Here is a 21,021-nt window from a genome sequence, read left to right on the forward strand (position 1 = left end):
CGGCTTCGCCGAGTTCGTCCTCAAACGCCGGACGGGCTGGATAGTTCCTGGCCTCGGCTGAAGTACTTCAGCCGAGGCCAGAATCATTTCGTGAGGTGAGTGAGAACAGTGAGCACGTACGGATCCTTTCCCGGCGCGCGGCCCCGGCGGCTGCGGACGACTCCCGCCATGCGGCGCATGGTCGCCGAGACGCGGCTGCACCCGGCGGATCTGATTCTTCCCGCGTTCGTGCGCGAGGGGATCAGCGAGCCCGTGCCGATCGGTGCGATGCCGGGCGTCGTCCAGCACACCCGCGACAGCCTGAAGAAGGCCGCCGTCGAGGCGATGGAGGCCGGGGTCGCCGGGATCATGCTCTTCGGGGTTCCGGAGGAGTCGAAGAAGGACGCGGTCGGTACGGCCGGCACGGACCCGGACGGGATCCTGCAGGTCGCCCTGCGCGACGTGCGCGCGGAGGTCGGCGACGACCTCATCGTCATGTCCGACCTGTGCCTGGACGAGACCACCGACCACGGGCACTGCGGCGTGCTCGACGCCGAGGGCCGGGTCGACAACGACGCGACTCTTGAGCGGTACGCCGAGATGGCCCAGGTCCAGGCCGACGCGGGCGCCCATGTGGTGGGCCCGAGCGGCATGATGGACGGTCAAGTGGGCGTCATCCGGGACGCGTTGGACCAGACGGGCCACGAGGACGTGTCGATCCTCGCCTACACCGTCAAGTACTCCTCCGCCTTCTTCGGGCCGTTCCGCGAGGCCGTCGGCTCGTCCCTGAAGGGCGACCGCAAGACCTACCAGCAGGACCCGGCGAACACCCGTGAATCCCTGCGGGAGTTGGCCCTGGACCTGGAGGAGGGCGCCGACATGGTGATGGTCAAGCCCGCGGGTCCCTACCTCGACATCCTGGCCCGTGTGGCCGACGCGGTTGACGTGCCGGTGGCGGCGTACCAGATCAGCGGCGAGTACGCGATGATCGAGGCCGCCGCCGAGCGGGGCTGGATCGACCGGGACAAGGCGATCATGGAGTCCCTGACCGGCATCAAGCGGGCGGGCGCGAACATGATTCTCACCTATTGGGCCACAGAGGTGGCTCGGCAGCTGTGAGGGCTGACTGGACGGCCGGTTGACCGGTTGACCAGTCGACCGGTTGACCGGTTGACCTCAAGTTTGGTTGAGGTTGCAGGGTGGTGTGCATCAGCTTCCTGAGGAGGAACGTATGCACGCCGTCGTCCTGCACGAGTTCGGGCCCGCCGAGAATCTGACGTACGAGACCGTGCCCGACCCCGTCGCGGGGCCGGGCCAGGTGCGGATCTCCGTACGGGCGGCGGGAGTTCACTTCGTCGAGACCGTGCTGCGGGCCGGTGAGGCGGGTGACATGGCGCCGCCCGCGCCCGAGCTGCCCTCCGTGTTCGGCGGGGAGGTCGCCGGTGTCGTCGATGCCGTGGGGCCCGGCGTCGATCCCGAGTGGCTGGGGCGGGACGTGGTGACGCCCCGCAGCGAGCCGGGCGGGTACGCCGAGCTGGCCGTCGCGGATGTGGCGCGGCTGCACGAGGTGCCGGACGGGCTCGGCTTCGAGGCCGCCGTGACCATGGTGATGACCGGGGCCACGACCATGGGACTCCTTGACGTCGCCCGACTCACCGCAGATGACGTGGTGTTGGTGACATCCGCCGCCGGTGGGGTCGGGCGTCTCGTCGTGCAGTACGCGAGTGAGCTCGGGGCCGTGGTGATCGGGGCCGCCGGAGGGGCCGACAAGGTCGAGGCCGTCCGGGAGCTGGGCGCCGATCTCGCCGTCGACTACAACCAGTCCGGCTGGACAGACCTTGTGCGGGAGCGGCTCGACGGGCGGAGTGTCACTGCCGTACTCGACGGTGTGGGCGGTGAGAAGTCCGCCGCCGCCTTCGATCTGATCGGTGCGGGCGGGCGGTACGTCGTCATCGGGTGGTCGTCGCAGGAGGGGTTCGAGCCGGACGCGGGGCGGGTCGAGGAGCGGGGGATCAGCGTCCGCAACGCCCTCGTCGAGCTGATCGAGCACCCCGAGCGCGGCCCCGAGCACGAGCGCCGGGCCCTGGAGGCCGCCGCCAAGGGGCGGCTGGTGCCCGCGGTGCAGACGTTCCCGCTGGCGGAAGCGGCGCGGGCGCACGCGGCCATGGAGCGGCGGGAGACCACCGGGAAGGTGGTGCTGGTTCCGTAATTGCCTGTCGTGATGGTCGGAAAGGGCTCAGACTCGTGTCATGGCTGACATGGGGGAGTTCCAGGAGGCGGTCACCGCGTGGGCGGCGGGTGGACCGGACGACCCCGACGACCCCAGTGATGCCGGTGCGCTCGCGCGTGATCTTGCGGCGCGGCTGCCCGTCCGCGCGGTCGTCCTGCTCGAAGGCCCGAGCGACGAGGCCGCGGTCAACGCCCTGGCCGAGGCCCGCGGGCGGGACCTCGCGGCCGAGGGGGTCTGCGTCCTTCCGATGGGCGGTGCGATGAGCGTCGGCCGTTTCGCCCGGCTTCTGGGGCCGCCCGGTCTCGATCTCCGCCTCACCGGCCTGTGCGACGAGGCGGAGCGCCGCTATTACGTACGTGCCCTGGAGCGGGCGGGTGTGGCGGAGCCGGAGTTCTTCGTCTGCGCGGCCGACCTGGAGGATGAACTCATCCGCGCGCTCGGCGTGCCGCGCGTGCAGGAGCTGGTGCGGGCGGAGGGCGAGCTGCGCTCCCTGCAGATCTTCCTGGGCCAGCCCGCGCAGCAGGGGCGCGCGGCACAGCAGCAGATGCGGCGCTTCTTCGGCACGAAGGGCGGGCGCAAGATCCACTATGGGCGGGTCCTGGTGGAGGCGCTGGCCCCCGAACAAGTCCCGGCCCCGCTGGATGACTTGCTGACCAGTCTGCTTGGGATCAGCGCCTCTTAGCCCTTCCTCAGTCCTTCTTGAGCAGCGTCGCGAGGCGGGACAGGCCGTCCGCCGCGTGGCCCTCCTCGATCGAGCGGTCCAGGAGGCCCTGGAGCGGCCTGAACAGCTCGTCGCTGATCCCCGCATCCGCGTACGCCGCGAGGAAGTTGGGCAGCGCGGCCTGGTTGATCTCCAGGGACGACACGTCCGTGAGGTGCTGCCCGGAGTCCAGCGCGTCGGCCATGCGCAGCACCAGACCGTCTGTCATCGCGTCGACCCAGTCCTTGAGCATCGGCGCGAACTCCCGCGCCGATACGCCGCCGGTGCCGATCAGGGCGTACGCCTGCACGACGCCCATCACCATGCCGTACATCCCCGTGAGCAGGGACAGGTCGTACAGCGCCGCGCTGCCCGGGTCCTTGCCGACCCACTTGGGCTCGGCGAGGGCCGTGAGTGTCGCGCGGTGCGTGGTGAAGGCGGTCTCGTCGGTGCCGCTGTAGAAGATGTACGCGCCGGGGGTCGCGATCATCTGGGGTACGGCCATGATGCCGCCGTCGATGTACGTGATGCCGTTCGCTTCCGCCCACTCCGCCAACTCCCTTGCCTGCTGCGGAGTTCCGTTTGTGAGGTTCACCAGGGTGCGGCCCGCCAGGGCTTCCGCCTGCGGGGCGAGGAGGGCACGGACGCTGTCGTTCGTCGTCAGGCAGGCGATGACCAGGCGGCCGGCGGTGATGGCCTCCGTCACTGATTCCGCTGGGCTCGCGCCCTGGGCCACGAGTGGGCCCGTCTTCGAGGTGGTGCGGTTCCAGACGGTGACGTCGTGGCCCGCCTTCAACAGGGCGGCGGCGAGGGCGGAGCCCATCATGCCGAGGCCGAGGACGGTTACGGCGGTGGGGTTCTGGTCGGCGGGCATGGGGGCTCCTTCGAGGTGGTTCTGGCGTGCCTTTGGGGTACGCGTTTGATCCTCGTTGGGCCCTGCGAGCCGGACAAGTACCGACTAATTAGTGCGGTACTTACTAAAAGGTTGGTGTCCTGGTCAGGAAGGTGGACCAGGTCTCGGGCGTGACGGTGAGGGTCGGGCCCGTGGGGTTCTTTGAGTCGCGGATGTGGATGGCGGTGGGGTGGGCGGCGATCTCGACGCAGGCGCCGCCTTGCTCGCTGCTGTAGCTCGACTTCCGCCAGTCGTAGGCGACTTCGAGGCATTCGCCGCCCTGGTCGTTGCTGTAGCTGGACTTGAACCACGTCGGTGCGGTGCTCATTGCTCTCCTAGCAGGCGGTCCAACAGGCCCTTGGTCTCCTGGGTGTTGAGGGCCTGTGTCCGCAGCATCGCATATTTGCGCTCCAGTACCGACACTTCGTCCGGGTCTGCGATCAGTTGGCTTCCCCGCTGTGCCTCGACGTAGGCGATGCGCTGATGATCCGGCGTCTCAAGGAGGATGAAGGCGCCAGCGAGGCCTGCATGGAGGTCGCAGCCGATCGGCATGATCTGCAGGGTGACTCCCGGCAGCCCGGCCCACTCGCGCAGGCGCTGCAACTCCTCATGGCGCACTTGATCTCCACCAAGGCGGTCCTTCACCGTCACCTCGGAGATGATGAAGCTGGCGGTCGGCGGATCCTTGCGATGGAGGATCTCCTGGCGCTCAATACGCGCGGCAACGCGTAGCGCGATCTCGTCCTCGCTAAGGGTGGGGACTTCGTTACTGAAGACCGCGCGGGCGTACGCCTCGGTCTGGAGGAGGCCTGGCAGCACCTGGTTGTCGTACCAGGAAAGTGCGATCGCCTCACGCTCCAGGTCCATGTACTCCGAGGCCCACCTCGGGAACAGGTCGACCTCCGGCATGTTCTCGATGGCAGCCGTCAACACGCCCTTGGCGTCGAGGATTTCATCCAGCGCCGACGCGAAGTCCTCCTTCAGCGGCCGCCGCCCCTGCTCGATCGACGCGATCGTCTCCTCGTCCACGACAAGCCGCTCGGCCAGTTGGCGCTGGGTCAGGCCCGCCGCACGGCGCAGCGCGGCGACCTGCGCGCCCAGCATCTTCATCGCGGAGGCGTTCTTCTTGCGGCGGGACCTGGGAGGCATGGCGGTCAACTCCCCTTGTGCGGAGGGATTTTCACCCGTGCCGACCCGTACAGATTTCCCGCACGGGTTCGCTCACTGCTCCATCATGACCACGTAGCGTGACCATCGTCCCGTGAATCAAGAAACCCGAGAGCACTTCTATCGCCGGGAGCGTCAATCCGTCCCGGCTGCCCGGCAGTTCACGCACGACGCCCTGGAGTACTGGGGTCTGCTCGCCCGCGTGGACGACGTGACGCTCTGCGTGAGCGAGGTCGCGACGAACGCCCTGCTGCACGGCGTTCCGCCCGGACGGGGGTTCCAGCTCTTCCTCCGGTACGACGGTGACGTACTCCGTGTCGAAGTGCATGACAGCGGTGACGGGAAACCGCAGGTCGTCGAGCCCGAGGGGGAGTCCGGGCGGGGGCTGCTGCTGGTCGCGGTGCTGGCGGACAGATGGGGGGTGGGGGAGCGGACGCCCGGCAAGGTCGTGTGGTGCGAGTGGGCGGGACCGGGCGGGTGAAGGGGGAGAGACGCGCGTCACATGGAGGCGTGTCACAACTGGCGGGGCCGGTCCGTCGTACGTGTGTAACCGCAAAGATGCGACGCAGAGGAGATGGCCATGGAAGCCAGGCTGAACCTGTTCGAGAGCCCGGTCGTAGGAAAGATCATCCGGCACCTCAACGCGGCGAACAAGGTCATCGCGGACTCGACCCTGCCGGCCGCGACCCAGGAACTGGTGAAGATCCGTGCCAGCCAGATCAACGGCTGCGGGTTCTGCACCGACATGCACACCAAGGACGCCGCCGCCGCCGGTGAGGACGTGCAGCGCCTCCACCTGATCGCGGCCTGGCGTGAGGCGAAGGTCTTCAGCGACGCCGAGCGCGCCGCGCTGGAGCTGGCCGAGCAGGGCACCCGTATCGCGGACGCCGCCGGTGGTGTGACGGACGAGGCGTGGGCGAACGCGGCCAAGCACTACGACGAGGAGCAGCTCGCCGCGCTTACGGGGCTGATCGCGCTGATCAACGCGTACAACCGGGCGAACGTGATCGTCCAGCAGCCGGCGGGGGACTACCAGCCGGGGATGTTCGGCTGAGCCGAACTGCCTTACTCCTCACGTGCCTTGAGGTGATATCCGCCGTCGATGACTGCCGCGTCGGCGGCGGGGGCCATGCACTTGGTGAGGAGAGGTTCGTTCTCGGCGGTCGCGCCGGAGAGGCCGATGCGGGCGGGGCCGCCGCCGGTCGACTTCTCCGGTACGTAGAAGCTGACGCCCATGCGGACGCCTTCGGGGCGGTCCAGGAACTGCTCCCAGGCGCCGCCGGGCGCGGCCTTCACGAGCTTGCCGGTGACGGTGGCGGTGGGGCCGCCGGTGGTGAGGCAGTCGACCTTGAAGTCGCCCCAATTGACCGTGCCGGGACGGTCATTGGTGGGGTCGATGCGGTGGTAGATACGGAAGGTGCCCCAGGAGCGGGTGGGGAGCGAGGCGCCGTTGGGATCGAAGACGGCGCGGGCGTCGACCGTGACGCGGATGTCGTGCCCTCCCGCGGGGTCGGGGAAGTCCATGCGGGACTGGCCTTTGAGGCTGGCGGTGGGGGGCTTGGGCGTGGGCCGGGGCGTGGCCTCGGCCGTGGCCCGGGTGTCGGCTGACGCCGTGACGGCCGCGGTGGTGGTCGCCAGGGCGGCGAGGGCGAGGAGGGCGGCGATGCGAGGGGTCGTGCGCCTGATCGGCATGAGAGGCTCCGCTGTTTCGGCTCGGGCGTGCGGGTGGATGGTCGATCCGTGCGGTACGCCTTGAGCTTGGCGGGGCCGGGGGGACGGGCGCGTCGGCCCGCGGGGTGACGTCTGAGGGCGGGGGGCTCCGCACGGCGGGGGAGGACAGGGGGCTTGAGCTGGGGGTTCCGGGGCGATGCGGGACCTGGTTCACCGGTGGGACGGATGCTCGTAGCGGAGGGCGATCGCGGTGGCGCGGTCGTGCAGGACGGTGCGCAACGACTCCGGGGCGAGGGCTTCCGCGTCCGTGCCGAGCTGCCACAGGGCCCACTCGGCGTGGCGCAGATCCTGGTACGTCACCTCCAGGCGCAGTCGGCCGTCCTCCTCGGGCTCCTCCGCGCGTACGGCGAGCGCGGTGCCCAGCAGGTCATCGCGGCGCGCCGGGTTCACCCGTACCAGCACAGCGAGATGGCCGTCGGACAGGAACCGGGCGCAGCGTTCGCGCCAGGCGCGTTCCAGGTCGACGCGGTTCGGCCGCTGGGCCGGTTCGGGCAGTTCCTCGGCGACCAGGATCCGCGAGAGCCGGTAGGTGCGGTCGGCGCCGGATCTCGTGGCCAGCAGATAGCTCCGGTCGCGCACGGTGACCAGGCCGATCGGGTCGACCGTACGCCACCGCGGGGACTGGTCCGTGGCCGCGTAATGGATGCGCAGCCGGTGCCCGGCAAGGACTGCGCGCCGGACCTCGGCCATGGTCGTGCCGGGCACTTCCTCGGAGACGGGCCGCCGGGACAACAGGTCGGTCTCCGGCTCGACGAGAAGCCGCTGGACCGCGTCGTTCGCGGTGGCCCGATTGCTTTCGGGCAGCGCGTCGACCACCTTGCGCATGGCCGAGGCGAGCGCGGAGCCGAGGCCGAACGCCTGCTCTCCGTGGGCTGATCCGGCGGTCAGCAGGGCGAGGGCCTCGTCGTGGTTCAGCCCGGTGAGTTCGGTGCGGAAGCCGGGCAGCAGGGCGAAGCCGCCGTGGCGGCCGCGCTCGGCGTAGACGGGGACACCGGCCGCGGAGAGCGCCTCGATGTCGCGCAGGACCGTACGGGTCGACACCTCCAGCTCGCGGGCGAGCGTGTCCGCGGTCAGCCGACCGCGCTGACGGAGCAGCAGGACCAGCGAGACCAGCCGATCGGCGCGCAAGCGGGAACCGTATCGAATACATGACGGGAGGTGTCGTGAATTGCGGCGAGGCTCGTCAGCACCAACTTCCGGTGACGCGAGTGGAGATGATGTGGCAGTGGAACGTACGGCGGTCAACCCGGTGACGTGGTCGGTGGAGATGGGCTTCAACCAGGGGGAGCTCGTCTCCGGGCACACCCGGACCCTGTACTGCTCCGGGCAGACCGCGATGAGCGACGAGGGCAAGCCCCTGCACGAGGGCGACATGGGGGCGCAGTTGGCGCTGAGCCTGGCCAACCTGGAGGCCGTGCTGGGCGAGGCGGGAATGTCTCTCGCGAACCTGGTCCGGCTCAACGTCTATACGACCGACGTCGATCTCCTCTTCCCGCACTACGGCGTGCTGGCGTTGCGGCTGGGGGCGTCCGGCGTGGCTCCGGTGACGACGATGCTCGGGGTGACGCGGCTGGCGATTCCCGGGCAGATGGTGGAGCTGGAGGGGACCGCTGTGGGGTGAGAGCGGGCTTCGCGGGCCGGGCTCGGGCGGACATGGGCTGGGCACGGGCCGGGCTCGAAGCGGACTTGAGGCGTGCTTGAGCGCGGCGGGGGCTTACCCCGGAGGTAATCGACAGTGGGGGTGGGGTCTGGAAAAGTCCAGATCATGACTTCTACTGAGGGACAGCACGAAGCGGACGCCCTGGTTGAGCGCTTGAAGCCGGCGGCCTTGGAGCGGCTTGCGGAGCGGGCCAAGGTCGACCTGGAGCCCGGCGTGGTGGCCCGTGCGGCGGGCGTCGACGTGGAGGATGTCCGGCGGCACTTCCCGGACCAGGAGGCGCTGCTGTCCGCGCTGGTGATGGGCGGCTACAACGCCATCGGCGCGAGCGCGGAGGTCGCCGGGGAGGCGGCTGTGGCGGCGGACCTGGACCCGATGGGGCGCTGGGCCGCCGTCTGGCAGGGGGCGCGGGAGTGGGCCGTGACCCACCCCGAGGAGTACGTCCTGCTGTGGGGGCGTCCGGTGCCGGGCTATGTCGCCCCGGAGGAATCGGTGGTGGCGGCCGCGCGCCTCGTGCTGGTGATGGCGGCGATTCTGCGTGACGCGCAGAAGGCCGGTGAGCTGACCGGGGACCGGCCCGGCGAGGGGCCGCTGAGCGAGGGCATGCAGCAGAACGCCGATTCGCTTTCCTCGGGCCTTCTGGCGGGGCTGCCGGACAGCGTCATCGCCCGCATGTTCGTCGTGTGGACGCAGCTCCACGGGCTGCTGACGCTTGAGGTCAACAATCACCTGGCGGCGGTGGCGGTGGCGCCTACGTCCGTCTTCGAGTACGCGACCGAGGCGATGGGCGAATACATCGGGCTGTCCCGTAAGGCCGCCGGCTGAGGCTTTGCCTCTTGCCGTCCCTTGTCCCGCCCCTTGTCCCGCCCCTTGTCCCGCCCCTTGTCCCGCCCCTGCCCCGTCCCTGTCCCCACGTCCCCACCCGTCGACCACAGCCGCGCGGTGACTGGAAGCCCCCTCGGGGTAGTTGAGGGCCCGTGCTTGGATGGTCCTGGTTGTGTCGGTGGGGGCAGGGAAGGGTGGGGGCTCGGTGGGCGGCGCGGACTTCTCGGAGTTGTTGCGGGAGTTGAAGGGGCGGTCCGGGCTCAGCTACGGAGTGCTGGCCAAGCGGCTTCATGTGAGTACGTCCACGTTGCATCGGTACTGCAACGGGGATGCGGTGCCTACGGCGTTCGCGACCGTGGAGAAGCTGGCCCGCCTCTGCAAGGCGTCGCCCGAGGAGCTCGTCGAGCTTCATCGGCGGTGGATTCTCGCGGATGCCGCGCGCGGGCGTAAGGCGGAGGGGCCGGCCGGGGGTGGTCTCGGTGGGCCCGCGCCCGAGCCCGAGCTTGACCCGACGCCCCTTGACCCGACGCCTGGGGACGGGGAGGTGGGCGGGGGCCCGCAGGACGGAGGCGCCGCGCCGCGGCGCCGGCGCACCATTCTCCTGGCTGCCGCCGCCGGGCTCGGCCTGATCCTCGGGTCAACCGCCCTCGCCCTCAACGGAGTTCCCGGTAGCGGCGACAGCAAGGCGAAGGCGGATCGAGTCGTCGCCTCCGGTGACGGCAAGGCTTCCGTGGGCCCCAGTGCCGACGGGGCCCGTAACCCCAAGAGCAGTCCCTCCGCCTCCAGGAAGGCGCGGGACGAAGACGCCACCGGCGGGTCCAAGCGGCCCGGCAGCGGCCGCGGTGGCGCCAAGTCGCCCTCCCCCAACGGGCAGCCGCAGGGCGACGGTGCCCCCTCCGTGCCGCTCGCGACCCGTACTCGGCCGTACGTCTACGAAAGTCCCTGCAGCCAGAACTTCCTCGTCGACCGGAAGCCGAACCAGGTGCCCCAGCCGCCCGCCGTCGAGCAGGACGCCCCCGGCTGGGCCGCCGACCTCGGCGCGGTCTCGTCCGGGGAGCAGCTCGTCGAGGTCACCGTGCAGGGGATGGGCGAGGACACCGTCGTACTCCAGGACATGAACGTCCGCGTGCAGAGCACCGGTTCGCCCCTGGACTGGAACAACTACGAGATGGGCGTCGGCTGCGGCGGCAACGTCTCCACCAAGTCCTTCGGCGTCGACCTCGACGACGGGCAACCGGACCTCACCCCCAAGGCGGGGCAGCGCGACTTCCCGTACAAGGTGAGCGAGAGCGACCCCGAGGTCTTCTACGTGAAGGCCAACGTCGAGGCCCACGACGTCCGTTGGTACCTGGAGCTGAAGTGGTCCAGCGGCAAGCGCCACGGCGTACTCCGCGTCGACGACCAGGGCAAGCCGTTCCGCACCAGCGGCCGCGAAGGGCGGCCGACGTACGGCTGGCCCCTGGGCGGCTCGAAATGGGAGGCGCCGCTCGACGGTTGAGCCCCGGCCCCCGCAAATCTCACGGCCCCCGCAAATCTCACGGGCCCCGTTCTCACGGGCCCCGTCCGTATCCCGGAATGGCACCTGTAGACCGCACCTACATGCCTAGGGTGCGGGAACAACGCGGGCGCACACCGCCCCGACGGGAGCAACACCGCCCCGAGCCGAAGGAGCCGTCGCCGTGACCATCACCGAGCCCGCCCCCGCCGCAGTTCCCACGCCGCCGCTCGCCGCGCGTGCCGCATCGGTCGGGGGCTCTCCGGTACGCGACATCCTCGCGGTCACCGCGCGGCCCGAGGTCATCAACTTCGCGGGCGGGCTCCCCGCCCCCGGGCTCTTCGACAAGGCCGCCATCGCCGCTGCCTTCGGTGCCGTACTGACAGAACAGCCCGAGCGGGCCCTGCAGTACGCCACCACCGAGGGCGAGCCCGCGCTGCGTGCCGCCGTCGCCGCACGCTTCTCCGCCCGCGGCCTCGACACCGGCGTCGACGACCTCATCGTCACCACCGGGTCCCAGCAGGCGCTCTCGCTGCTCGCCACCGCCCTCATCGAGCCCGGCGAGACCATCCTCGTCGAGAGCCCCTGCTATCTGGCGGCGCTCCAGGCCTTCGGCTTCGCGGGCGCGCGCATCGTCCCCGTGCCCTGCGACGAGGCCGGCATCGACCCGGCCGCCCTCGACGAACTCGTCGCCCTGCACCGCCCCAAACTGCTCTACACCGTCCCCACCTTCCAGAACCCCACCGGCCGCACCATGCCGGCCGAGCGTCGCGCCGCCATCGCGGAGACCGCCGCGCGCCGCGGACTGTGGATCATCGAGGACGACCCGTACGGAGAGCTGCGCTTCGAGGGCGAACGCGTGCCGTGGATCGCCTCGTACCCGGGGGCCGAGGACCGTACCGTCCTGCTCGGCAGCTTCTCCAAGGTCATGGCGCCGGGCCTGCGCCTCGGCTGGCTGCGCGGTCCCGCGGCGCTGCTGCGGGCCTGCGCCATCGCCAAGCAGTCCGCCGATCTGCATACGCCGACCGTCAACCAGCTTGCCGCGGCACGGTACTTGGCGGACAACGACCTCGACGCCCACGTCGCCCGCGTCGCGGGGGAGTACCGGGTGCATCGGGACGCCATGCTGGCGGGGCTGGGAGAGGCGTTGCCCTCCGGGTCGACCTGGATTCGGCCTGAGGGCGGGATGTTCGTGTGGGCCAAGCTGCCTGAGGGGTACGACACCGCGGCGCTGCTGCCGGAGGTCGTCAAGCATGATGTGGCTTACGTTCCGGGGGCGCCGTTCTATGCCGGGGAGCCGGACCCCACGACCCTGCGGATGTGCTTTGTCACGCAGACGCCGGATGAGATCGCCGAGGGGCTGCGGCGCTTGGGGAGTGCGCTTCGTCGTTAGCTGCGGGTGCGTTGTGGCTGGTCGCGCAGTTCCCCGCGCCCCTAAGGGGCGCTGTGGCCCGCGCCCCTTCAAGGGCGCGGGCCACACCGCCCTTCAGCCAGAGACTCAGAGGCGCTCAGGGGTCCTGATGCCGAGCAGGGCCATCCCCTGGTGCAGCGTCCGCGCCGTCAGGTCGCAGAGGAACAGGCGGTTCTCGACCTGGGCCGGAGTGTCCGCCTTCAGGACCGGGCACTGGTCGTAGAACGTCGTGTACAGCGACGCCAGCTGGTACAGGTACGCCGCCAGCTTGTGCGGTGCGTACTCCGCCGTCGCGTCCGCGAGGAGCTCGCCGAACCCGTCCAGGTGCAGGCCCAACGCCCGCTCCGCCGGGGCGAGTTCGAGCTCGGGGTGGGCGACGGGGCCCGCTCCCTCGGCCTTGCGCAGGATCGACTTGATCCGGGCGTACGCGTACTGGAGATAGACCGACGTGTCGCCGTTGAGCGAGACCATCTGGTCCAGGTCGAACTTGTAGTCGCGGTTCGCCGACGTCGACAGGTCCGCGTACTTGACGGCGCCGATGCCGACGTACCGGCCGTTCTCGACGATCTCCTCTTCGGTCAGGCCGACCTTCTCGGCCTTCTCGCGGACGACCGCCGTGGCCCGCTCGACGGCCTCGTCGAGGAGGTCCTCCAGCTTCACCGTCTCGCCCTCACGCGTCTTGAACGGCTTGCCGTCCGCGCCGAGGACCGTGCCGTAGCCCATGTTGTGCGCCGTGACGTCGTCGTTGAGCCAGCCCATCCGGCGGGCGGCCTCGAAGACCATCTTGAAGTGCAGCGACTGGCGTACGTCCACCACGTAGAGGAGCGTCGAGGCGTTCAGGTCGAGGACGCGGTTACGGATCGCGGAGAGGTCGGACGCCGCGTAACCGAAGCCGCCGTCGGCCTTCTGGACGATCAGCGGCACCGGCTGGTCGTCCTTGCCGCGGATCTCGTCGAAGAAGACGACGAGCGCGCCCTCGGAGCGGACGGCCACGCCCGACTCCTCCAGGAGGCGGGCGGTCTCCGGCATCAGGTCGTTGTACGCGGACTCGCCGACGATCTCCTCGTCGCGGACCTCCATGTCCAGCTTCTCGAAGACCGAGTAGAAGTAGACCTTCGACTCGTCCACGAACCGCTGCCACAGGTCGAGGGTCTCCTTGTCGCCGGACTGCAGGGCGACGACCCGCTTGCGGGCCCGCTCCTTGAACTGCTCGTCCGCGTCGAAGACCGCGCGCGACGCCTTGTACACGCGGTTCAGGTTGCTCATCGCCTGCTCGCCGTCGACGTCGGCCGCCGGGGCCAGCTGGTCGGGGTTCTCGATCAGGTACTGGATGAGCATGCCGAACTGGGTGCCCCAGTCGCCGATGTGGTGCCGGCCGATCGTCTTCTCGCCGGTGAAGTCCAGCATCTGGCGCAGGGCGTCGCCGATCACCGCGGAGCGCAGGTGGCCGACGTGCATCTCCTTCGCCACGTTCGGCTGGGCGTAGTCGATGACCGTCGTGCCCGCGTCCGGGTTCAGCGGAACGCCGAGCCGGTCGCCGTCGGCGGCGCGCGCCGCGAGGGTCTCGATGATCGCCTTGTCGGTGACCGTGATGTTCAGGAAGCCGGGGCCCGACACCTCGACGTCGGCGAGCAGGTCGCCGTTGGTGATCCGCTCGACGACCTGGGTCGCCAGCTCCCGCGGGTTCGCCTTCGCCTTCTTGGCGAGGGCCAGGATCCCGTTGGCCTGGTAGTCGGCCCGGTCGCTTCGTCGCAGCAGCGGGTCGGCGGCGCCGGCCTCCGGCAGGGCAGCCGAGAGAGCGTCCGCGAGACGCTGGTGGACGGAGGCGGTGAGGGACGTGACCGAGGCCATGGAGTGGATGCCGTTCTCCTCGAGGTTCAGATAGACCCGGCAAGTATCCCACGCGATGAAAAGCTGTTTTCGCGCTCGACCGGGTACCTGGGAGAATGGCTCCGACAAGCGGTACTCACGTAGAAGAAGAAAGGCGTGCCGATCGTGGCTCAGAGCACCGATACCACCGACTGGGTCTCCCGCTACGCGGACGAGGTCATCGCCGAGTCGGAGCGTCGTGCCCCGGGCAAACCGGTCGTCGTCGCCTCCGGACTCTCCCCGTCCGGCCCCATCCACCTGGGCAATCTCCGCGAGGTCATGACCCCGCACCTGGTCGCGGACGAGATCCGGCGGCGCGGGCACGAGGTCAGGCACCTGATCTCCTGGGACGACTACGACCGGTACCGCAAGGTGCCGGCCGGCGTCACCGGCATCGACGAGTCCTGGGCCCAGCACATCGGCAAGCCCCTCACCTCCGTGCCCGCCCCGACCGGCTCCGCGTACCCGAACTGGGCCGAGCACTTCAAGGCGGCCATGACCGAGGCGCTCGCCGAGCTCGGCGTCGAGTACGACGGGATCAGCCAGACCGAGCAGTACACGGCGGGGACGTACCGCGAGCAGATCCTGCACGCGATGAAGCACCGCGGCGACATCGACGCGATCCTCGACCAGTACCGCACCAAGAAGGCCCCGGCGAAGAAGTCGCAGAAGCCCGTCGACGAGGCCGAGCTGGAGGCCGCCGAGGGCTCCGGCGCCGCCAGCGAGGACGACGGCAGCGGCGGCACGTCCGGATACTTCCCGTACAAGCCGTACTGCGGCGCCTGCGAGAAGGACCTGACGACCGTCACCTCGTACGACGACGAGAGCACCGAGCTCGCGTACGTCTGCGCGGACTGCGGCCACACCGAGACGGTGCGGCTGAGCGAGTTCAACCGCGGCAAGCTGGTCTGGAAGGTCGACTGGCCCATGCGCTGGGCGTACGAGGGCGTCATCTTCGAGCCGAGCGGCGTGGACCACTCGTCTCCGGGGTCGTCCTTCGTGGTCGGCGGGCAGATCGTGCGCGAGATCTTCGGGGGCGTACAGCCGATCGGCCCCATGTACGCCTTCGTGGGCATCAGCGGCATGGCGAAGATGTCGTCCTCCAAGGGCGGCGTGCCCACCCCGGCCGACGCGCTGAAGATCATGGAGGCGCCGCTGCTGCGCTGGCTGTACGCGCGCCGCAAGCCCAACCAGTCCTTCAAGATCGCCTTCGACCAGGAGATCCAGCGGCTCTACGACGAGTGGGACAAGCTCGACGCGAAGGTCGCGGACGGCACGGTGCTGCCCGCCGACGCCGCCGCGCACACCCGCGCGGTGCGCACCGCCGCCGGTGACCTGCCCCGCACGCCGCGCCCGCTGCCGTACCGGACGCTCGCGTCCGTCGCGGACATCACCGCGGGCGCCGAGGACCAGACGCTCCGCATCCTGCGGGACCTGGACCCGTCCGACCCGATCTCGTCCCTGGACGAGGCGCGGCCGCGGCTCGACCGCGCGGAGAACTGGATCACCACCCAGGTCCCCGCCGACGCCCGCACCATCGTCCGCGCCGAGCCGGACGCCGAGCTGCTCGGCTCGCTCGACGACCAGGGCCGCGAGTCCCTGCGGCTGCTCCTGGAGGGACTGGACTCCCACTGGTCCCTGGACGGTCTGACACACCTCGTGTACGGCGTCCCGAAGGTCCAGGCAGGCTTCTCCGCCGACGCCACGGCGAAGGAACTGCCCCCGGAGATCAAGGTCGCCCAGCGGTCCTTCTTCGCCCTCCTGTACCGCCTCCTGGTGACCCGGGAGACGGGGCCGCGACTGCCCACGCTGCTGCTGGCCGTGGGTGCGGACCGGGTGCGGAAGCTCCTGGGCGCATAGCCGCCACATGATCGGGGGCGTCGTCCAGGACTTGGGCGGCGCCCCCTTCGCATGCCCCGTGGCCTGCATCCTTCGGACTACCCGGAGATCGCTCCCGCGCACGACGAACGGCGCTCTCGGGCGGGGGATCGTCGACGTATGAAGGAAATCATCGCCATCGTCGGATGGGTCGTCGGAATCCAGGGCGCTCTCGGCGCCGCCGGACGCATCTTCGGGGACAACCCGTGGGGCCTCGTCCAAAAGTGGTGGGACGTGCCGACGCCCGGATACCTCGCGCTGCTCGTCGTCGGCGCCGCCCTCGCCTTCTGGGGCGAGACCAGCAAGAGCCGCGCCAAGAGCCGGGGTTGAGCCCCGGTTACGCGATGTGCTCCGCCCCCGCGTCCAGCTCCTGCTGGTAGCGGCCGCGGAAGTCGCGGAGGTAGGGGCGCAGGGTGCTCTCCGCCGGCGGGCCGCCCGCCTGGCCCGTGACGCCGTACAGGTCCATCAGGTACAGGCCGAACTGGCGGGCGTTGGGATAGTCCCCGATCTCGCTCACGTACTTGCGGAACGCCGCGAAGTACGCGTCCTCGCGCGATACGTCCTCCGGAAGGCCCGGCGCCTCACCCAACGGCTCCTCGGCCGTCTCCGCCGGCTCCGGGGCCGGCTCGGCCTCCTCGCGCGGGCCCGGGATCAGATGCTGGCCGCCCAGCGGGCGCGTCCGGCCGGGGCCCGCGGGCACCGGGAACCCCGACTCGGGGGCCGGCGCACCGCCGCCCTGCTGCCCGTCGAAGTACGCCTGCTGCTGCTCCAGATACGCCTGCTGCTCCGCATAGGCCTGCTGATCCGCGTACGCCTGCTGCTCCGCGTACCACTGGTCGTGCGGCTCTTCAGGGACGTACGAAGGCTGCTGGGCCGCGAACCACGGGCTCTCGTGCGCCCCCGGCTGCTCCTCCCCCGGCTGCTGCTCCCCCGGCTGCTGCTCCTCCACCGGCTCGGCCTCCCGCACCGGCTCCGGAGCCATGAGCTCCGGCTGCTGCTTCGCCTCCACCTCGGGCTTCGGGGCCGGCGGGATCAGCGCGGGCTCGATGCCCGCGGCGGCGAGTCCCGCGGGTGCGGTCTCCGCGAGCGGCACGCCGAAGCGGGCCAGGCGCAGGGGCATGAGGGATTCGACGGGGGCCTTGCGGCGCCAGGAGCGGCCGAAGCGGGCCTGGAGGCGGGCCTGGTAGATGAGGCGGTCCTGTTCGAGCTTGATGACCTGCTCGTAGGAGCGCAGTTCCCACAGCTTCATGCGGCGCCACAGCTTGAAGGTGGGGATCGGGGAGAGGATCCAGCGGGTGAGGCGGACGCCCTCCATGTGCTTGTCCGCGGTGATGTCCGCGATCCGGCCCACCGCGTGCCGCGCCGCCTCCACGGCCACCACGAACAGCACCGGGATGACGGCGTGCATGCCCACGCCCAGCGGGTCGGGCCAGGCCGCGGCCCCGTTGAACGCGATCGTCGCCGCGGTCAGCAGCCACGCCGTCTGGCGCAGCAGCGGGAAGGGGATACGGATCCACGTCAACAGCAGGTCCAGGGCCAGCAGGACGCAGATGCCCGCGTCGATGCCGATCGGGAAGACCACCGAGAAGTCGCCGAAGCCCTTCTTCTCGGCCAGCTCGCGCACGGCCGCGTACGACCCCGCGAAACCGATGCCGGCGATGACGACCGCACCGGCGACGACCACGCCGATGAGTATCCGGTGCGTGCGTGTCAGCTGCATCGCGGCCACCCGCGAACCCCTCCCTGTTCGGTTTGTTGCGAGCGACAGCCTGGCACACGCATCCGGAAGACGGTGTGCCGGTACGGCAGGAGCCCGGCCACCAGGGGGCCGGGCTCCACAACTGCCTTGACTCTTCCGCGAGTTGCCCGCAGGTCGGGCCGCGGATGCGTTAGCTCTTGCGCTTCTTCGGGCTGGACGAGTCGTCCGAGTCGCCGCCCGAACCGTCACCGGAGCCGCTGCCGGAACCCGACCCCGAGTCGGAGCCCGCGCTCGAACCGGAGCCACTGCCCGATCCCGAGCCACTGCCCGAACCGGAGCCCGAACCAGCCGACTTGTTCGCGGCGACGACCGCCGCGGCGGCCTCCTTCGCGGCCTTCTGCGCGTCCTTCGTCAGGTCCGCAGCACTCGGCGCCTTGTCGCCCGCGAGGCCCGCACCGTTGTAGTCGATCGTGATGACCGCGTTCTCCACGCGCGTCACGACCGTCTGCTGCTTGAAGCTTTCCTTGTCCTTCTTCAGGTCGTACCGGACGGTCGTCGTCTGGTCGCCCACACCCGGCACCGGCTCGGTCTTGACGTCCTTCGCGTCCTGCGTCTTCTGCGCGTCCGCGACCTGGTTGGCGAAGCTCTCCTGCGCGCGCTTCTCGCCGCTGCCCAGCGACGCGTCCGAGTCGAAACGCATCAGCGAGACACGGAGCCAGCGGAACTGCGAGCCGTCGACGCCGTTGTTCTCCAGGCTGTCCCAGGTGCAGGTGCCACGCGTCGACGTGTCGTCGGAGTCACCGGCCTTGCCCGACTTGTCCTTCGCCTTCGGGACGAGGTCCTCGAGCGTCTTCTTCGTGAGGACGTCACACGGCTCGGGCAGCTTGCCGAACGCCGCCTTCTCCACGGCCGCGGGCTTGTCGCCCGCCTTGGCCGGAGAAGAGGCCTTCGAGCCCGAGTCCTTCTTGGCCCCGTCCGAGCCCGAGTCGGAGTCGGAGGAGCAGCCGGAGGCAACGAGGATCACCGGTACGGCGGCTGCGCAGGTGAGTATGCGGGTGAGTCGCTGTGCAGGTCGGTGCATGGTTCCTTCACTCAAGTCACTCAAGACGGCTGTCGTCGGTTCGATGGGCCACGGTACGCCGTGCTCGCGTCGGCCGACTCCGCTTCCGCCGAGCCGGTCGCCGGTCGAAACGGCCGCTACTCGGCGAAACCGTCGGCCAGCGACGAGGCCAGTTCCTGCGCCTTGTCCTGCATTTCCTTGCTGTCGGGGATGTCGGTGCGGCGCCCCGGCTGCTCGTCGTACTCGATGGTCACAATGACGTTCGACGTGCGGAACACCACAGTCACGGTGCGGTGCCGGGAGGCCGAGGCGGAGGTGGCGAGGGCGTCGTCGAGGAAGGCCTCGTCGCCGAGGTCGTCGAGGACGCGGGGCTGGAGGCCGGCGGGCGTGACGGCTTCGGCGGGGGACTGGCCGGAGGACGAGTCGGAGGACTCTTCGGAGGAGCTGTCGCCCTTCTCCCCGTCCTTCTCTCCGTCCTCCTTCTTGCCGTCGTCGCCCTTCTTGCCGCTGTCCTTCTCGTCGCCCTTGTCGGAAGGCTTGGCGTCACCGGAGTCGCCGCCATCCGCGTCCGCGTCCGCATCCGCGTCGGTCGACGGGCTGTCGGACGGCTCCGGAAGATCGGCCTGCTGCACCTTCGACGCGTACACCTCGGTGGCACGGGTGTCGTCGCTCACGGAGTTGTCGTACGAGACGACCCGCTCGAAGTCGACGAGCAGATGGTGCGTGGCGTCCGCGGACTCCACCTTCCAGCGGCAGCCGACATGCCGGTCGGTGTCGTACGTGACGGTCGGCGCACCCTCGTACGCCTTCGCGCGCTGCTCCTCGTCCGGCATCTCCGCGAGGCCGGGCAGCATCGCGTCGAGCGTGTCGGTGTCGACCTCGCCGCAGGGCTCGGGGAGCGTGCGGTACTTGCCGGGCTCGGCGGCAGCGGTGGAGCTGCCGGGCTCGCCGGGCTTGGAGTCGTCGGGCTCGCCGCCGAGCCCGCCGCCGCCGGTGCAGCCGGCGAGCAGCGCCGCGATGAGAGCTGCGACGCCCGGTACGTAGGCCTTCCGCTGCACCGTGTGGGCTCCTTCTCGCCGGGGGATATTCGGTTGCCGCTGGTGGGCGACCGGTGGACACAATGTGTATCGCACGCACTGCCGTGGACGCCGGTCCGTCATCCCTTTCGTTGACCTTGGCTCCGGTATTTGCGTTTCGAGACTTTTGTTGAAGCACGGGGGGAATGAGGACGTTATGTCGTACGTAGAGGTTCCGGGGGCAAAGGTACCGATCCGGATGTGGACGGACCCGGCCTCGGTGGAGGACGTGGCCCTGCGCCAGCTCCAGAACGTGGCGACCCTGCCGTGGATCAAGGGCCTGGCGGTCATGCCGGACGTCCACTACGGCAAGGGCGCGACGGTCGGTTCGGTGATCGCGATGCAGGGCGCGGTGTGCCCGGCGGCGGTGGGCGTGGACATCGGCTGCGGAATGTCGGCGGTCAAGACGTCCCTGACGGCGAACGACCTGCCGGGGGATCTGTCGCGGCTTCGGTCGAAGATCGAGCAGGCGATTCCGGTGGGGCGGGGGATGCATGCGGAGGCGGTGGATCCGGGGCGGCTGCATGGGTTCGTCACCTCCGGGTGGGAGGACTTTTGGGGGCGGTTTGATGGGGTTGCCGATTCGGTCAAATTCCGTCAAGAGCGGGCAACGAAGCAGATGGGAACGCTCGGAAGCGGCAACCACTTTGCGGAAGTTTGTGTTGATATGTCCGATTCGGTGTGGCTCATGCTCCACTCCGGATCCAGGAACATCGGGAAGGAACTCGCCGACCACCACATCGGTGTCGCCCAGAAACTCCCGCACAACCAGGGCCTGGTGGACCGCGATCTTGCCGTGTTCGTGTCGGACACCCCGCAGATGGCGGCATACCGGAACGACCTCTACTGGGCGCAGGAGTACGCGAAGTACAACCGCTCGATCATGATGGGGCTCCTGAAGGATGTGATCCGCAAGGAGTTCAAGAAGGCGAAGCCGACCTTCGAGCAGGAGATCAGCGCTCACCACAACTACGTGGCGGAGGAGCGGTATGAGGGCATGGACCTGCTGGTCACCCGCAAGGGCGCGATCCGTGCGGGCTCGGGTGAGTACGGGATCATCCCGGGTTCGATGGGCGCGGGCTCGTACATCGTGAAGGGCCTCGGCAACGCGAAGGCCTTCAACTCGGCGTCGCACGGCGCCGGTCGGCGGATGAGCCGTAACGCGGCGAAGAAGCGCTTCTCGGTGAAGGACCTGGAAGAGCAGACGCAGGGCGTGGAGTGCCGTAAGGACTCGGGCGTCGTGGATGAGATTCCGGGTGCGTACAAGCCGATCGAGCAGGTCATGGAGCATCAGCGCGACCTCGTCGAGGTCGTGGCGAAGCTGAAGCAGGTCGTCTGCGTCAAGGGTTGAA

Annotated in this window: 21 protein-coding genes; 12 read left to right on the top strand and 9 right to left on the bottom strand. The window is 69.8% G+C overall.

The window, feature by feature from the left end; genetic code table 11:
• The first annotated feature begins 108 nt into the window (after positions 1–108).
• The 3 genes from hemB to ACIBKX_RS39060 all read left to right on the top strand — a co-directional run bounded on the left by hemB (position 109) and on the right by ACIBKX_RS39060 (position 2,891).
• Positions 109–1,098 (top strand): porphobilinogen synthase, encoded by a 990-nt coding sequence (hemB, locus tag ACIBKX_RS39050; RefSeq protein ID WP_363277744.1) that lies wholly within the window; start codon positions 109–111, stop codon positions 1,096–1,098.
• 112 nt (positions 1,099–1,210) lie between these two features.
• Complete coding sequence (locus ACIBKX_RS39055) at positions 1,211–2,188, top strand: zinc-binding dehydrogenase (protein WP_363277743.1); 978 nt, start codon at positions 1,211–1,213, stop codon at positions 2,186–2,188.
• 40 nt (positions 2,189–2,228) lie between these two features.
• Positions 2,229–2,891 (top strand): ATP-dependent endonuclease, encoded by a 663-nt coding sequence (locus ACIBKX_RS39060; protein ID WP_363277742.1) that lies wholly within the window; start codon positions 2,229–2,231, stop codon positions 2,889–2,891.
• Between the two features lie 7 nt (positions 2,892–2,898).
• On the opposite strand, the gene ACIBKX_RS39065 is transcribed toward ACIBKX_RS39060, so the two are convergent.
• The 3 genes from ACIBKX_RS39065 to ACIBKX_RS39075 form a co-directional block, all read right to left on the bottom strand.
• Entirely contained in the window at positions 2,899–3,783 is an 885-nt protein-coding gene (locus ACIBKX_RS39065) for an NAD(P)-binding domain-containing protein (protein ID WP_363277741.1), read from the bottom strand.
• Positions 3,784–3,886: 103 nt separating this feature from the next.
• Entirely contained in the window at positions 3,887–4,129 is a 243-nt protein-coding gene (locus tag ACIBKX_RS39070) for a DUF397 domain-containing protein (protein WP_363277740.1), read from the bottom strand.
• Positions 4,126–4,911 carry a helix-turn-helix transcriptional regulator gene (locus tag ACIBKX_RS39075; RefSeq protein WP_363277739.1) on the bottom strand — a complete coding sequence of 262 codons (786 nt, stop codon included), beginning with the start codon at positions 4,909–4,911 and terminating at the stop codon, positions 4,126–4,128. Before ACIBKX_RS39075 ends, ACIBKX_RS39070 begins: the two co-directional genes overlap by 4 nt.
• A gap of 151 nt (positions 4,912–5,062) precedes the next feature.
• Between ACIBKX_RS39075 and ACIBKX_RS39080 the strand changes: the two genes are divergently transcribed.
• Both ACIBKX_RS39080 and ACIBKX_RS39085 read left to right on the top strand, forming a co-directional pair.
• Positions 5,063–5,449: an ATP-binding protein gene (locus ACIBKX_RS39080; RefSeq protein WP_363277738.1), complete on the top strand. Its 387-nt coding sequence runs from the start codon at positions 5,063–5,065 to the stop codon at positions 5,447–5,449.
• A gap of 99 nt (positions 5,450–5,548) precedes the next feature.
• Positions 5,549–6,022 carry a carboxymuconolactone decarboxylase family protein gene (locus tag ACIBKX_RS39085; RefSeq protein WP_363277737.1) on the top strand — a complete coding sequence of 158 codons (474 nt, stop codon included), beginning with the start codon at positions 5,549–5,551 and terminating at the stop codon, positions 6,020–6,022.
• 11 nt (positions 6,023–6,033) lie between these two features.
• Here the strand turns inward: ACIBKX_RS39085 and ACIBKX_RS39090 are convergent, their stop codons facing one another.
• Together ACIBKX_RS39090 and ACIBKX_RS39095 are read right to left on the bottom strand one after the other, a co-directional pair.
• Positions 6,034–6,660: a hypothetical protein gene (locus tag ACIBKX_RS39090; protein ID WP_363277736.1), complete on the bottom strand. Its 627-nt coding sequence runs from the start codon at positions 6,658–6,660 to the stop codon at positions 6,034–6,036.
• Between the two features lie 189 nt (positions 6,661–6,849).
• Positions 6,850–7,827: a WYL domain-containing protein gene (locus ACIBKX_RS39095; RefSeq protein WP_363277735.1), complete on the bottom strand. Its 978-nt coding sequence runs from the start codon at positions 7,825–7,827 to the stop codon at positions 6,850–6,852.
• 97 nt (positions 7,828–7,924) lie between these two features.
• Between ACIBKX_RS39095 and ACIBKX_RS39100 the strand changes: the two genes are divergently transcribed.
• The 4 genes from ACIBKX_RS39100 (at position 7,925) to ACIBKX_RS39115 (ending at position 12,069) form a co-directional block, all read left to right on the top strand.
• Positions 7,925–8,320, top strand: a complete 396-nt coding sequence (locus ACIBKX_RS39100; protein ID WP_363277759.1) for a RidA family protein — start codon at positions 7,925–7,927, stop codon at positions 8,318–8,320.
• Between the two features lie 144 nt (positions 8,321–8,464).
• Positions 8,465–9,181, top strand: coding sequence for a TetR-like C-terminal domain-containing protein (locus tag ACIBKX_RS39105; protein WP_363277734.1), 717 nt, complete (start codon positions 8,465–8,467; stop codon positions 9,179–9,181).
• 205 nt (positions 9,182–9,386) lie between these two features.
• Positions 9,387–10,679, top strand: a complete 1,293-nt coding sequence (locus ACIBKX_RS39110) for a helix-turn-helix domain-containing protein (RefSeq protein WP_399377222.1) — start codon at positions 9,387–9,389, stop codon at positions 10,677–10,679.
• A 181-nt stretch (positions 10,680–10,860) separates the two neighbouring features.
• A complete protein-coding gene (locus ACIBKX_RS39115; protein WP_363277732.1) occupies positions 10,861–12,069 on the top strand; it encodes a PLP-dependent aminotransferase family protein in 1,209 nt (402 codons plus the stop codon).
• Positions 12,070–12,174: 105 nt separating this feature from the next.
• Here the strand turns inward: ACIBKX_RS39115 and argS are convergent, their stop codons facing one another.
• Positions 12,175–13,938, bottom strand: a complete 1,764-nt coding sequence (gene argS / locus ACIBKX_RS39120; RefSeq protein ID WP_363277731.1) for an arginine--tRNA ligase — start codon at positions 13,936–13,938, stop codon at positions 12,175–12,177.
• 135 nt (positions 13,939–14,073) lie between these two features.
• Between argS and lysS the strand changes: the two genes are divergently transcribed.
• Positions 14,074–15,816, top strand: a complete 1,743-nt coding sequence (gene lysS, locus ACIBKX_RS39125) for a lysine--tRNA ligase (protein ID WP_363277730.1) — start codon at positions 14,074–14,076, stop codon at positions 15,814–15,816.
• 138 nt (positions 15,817–15,954) lie between these two features.
• Positions 15,955–16,164: a hypothetical protein gene (locus ACIBKX_RS39130; protein WP_363277729.1), complete on the top strand. Its 210-nt coding sequence runs from the start codon at positions 15,955–15,957 to the stop codon at positions 16,162–16,164.
• A 7-nt stretch (positions 16,165–16,171) separates the two neighbouring features.
• Here the strand turns inward: ACIBKX_RS39130 and ACIBKX_RS39135 are convergent, their stop codons facing one another.
• The 3 genes from ACIBKX_RS39135 to ACIBKX_RS39145 form a co-directional block, all read right to left on the bottom strand.
• A complete protein-coding gene (locus ACIBKX_RS39135) occupies positions 16,172–17,563 on the bottom strand; it encodes a DUF2637 domain-containing protein (protein ID WP_399377225.1) in 1,392 nt (463 codons plus the stop codon).
• A 160-nt stretch (positions 17,564–17,723) separates the two neighbouring features.
• Positions 17,724–18,614: a DUF3558 domain-containing protein gene (locus ACIBKX_RS39140; protein WP_363277965.1), complete on the bottom strand. Its 891-nt coding sequence runs from the start codon at positions 18,612–18,614 to the stop codon at positions 17,724–17,726.
• A gap of 116 nt (positions 18,615–18,730) precedes the next feature.
• Entirely contained in the window at positions 18,731–19,651 is a 921-nt protein-coding gene (locus tag ACIBKX_RS39145; protein WP_363277966.1) for a DUF3558 domain-containing protein, read from the bottom strand.
• Positions 19,652–19,826: 175 nt separating this feature from the next.
• On the opposite strand from ACIBKX_RS39145, the gene ACIBKX_RS39150 reads away from it, so the two are divergent.
• Positions 19,827–21,020, top strand: coding sequence for an RtcB family protein (locus ACIBKX_RS39150; RefSeq protein WP_363277967.1), 1,194 nt, complete (start codon positions 19,827–19,829; stop codon positions 21,018–21,020).
• Position 21,021 lies beyond the last annotated feature (1 nt).

Source organism: Streptomyces sp. NPDC050658 (assembly GCF_044457025.1).
In the GTDB taxonomy this organism is placed as follows: Bacteria; Actinomycetota; Actinomycetes; order Streptomycetales; family Streptomycetaceae; genus Streptomyces.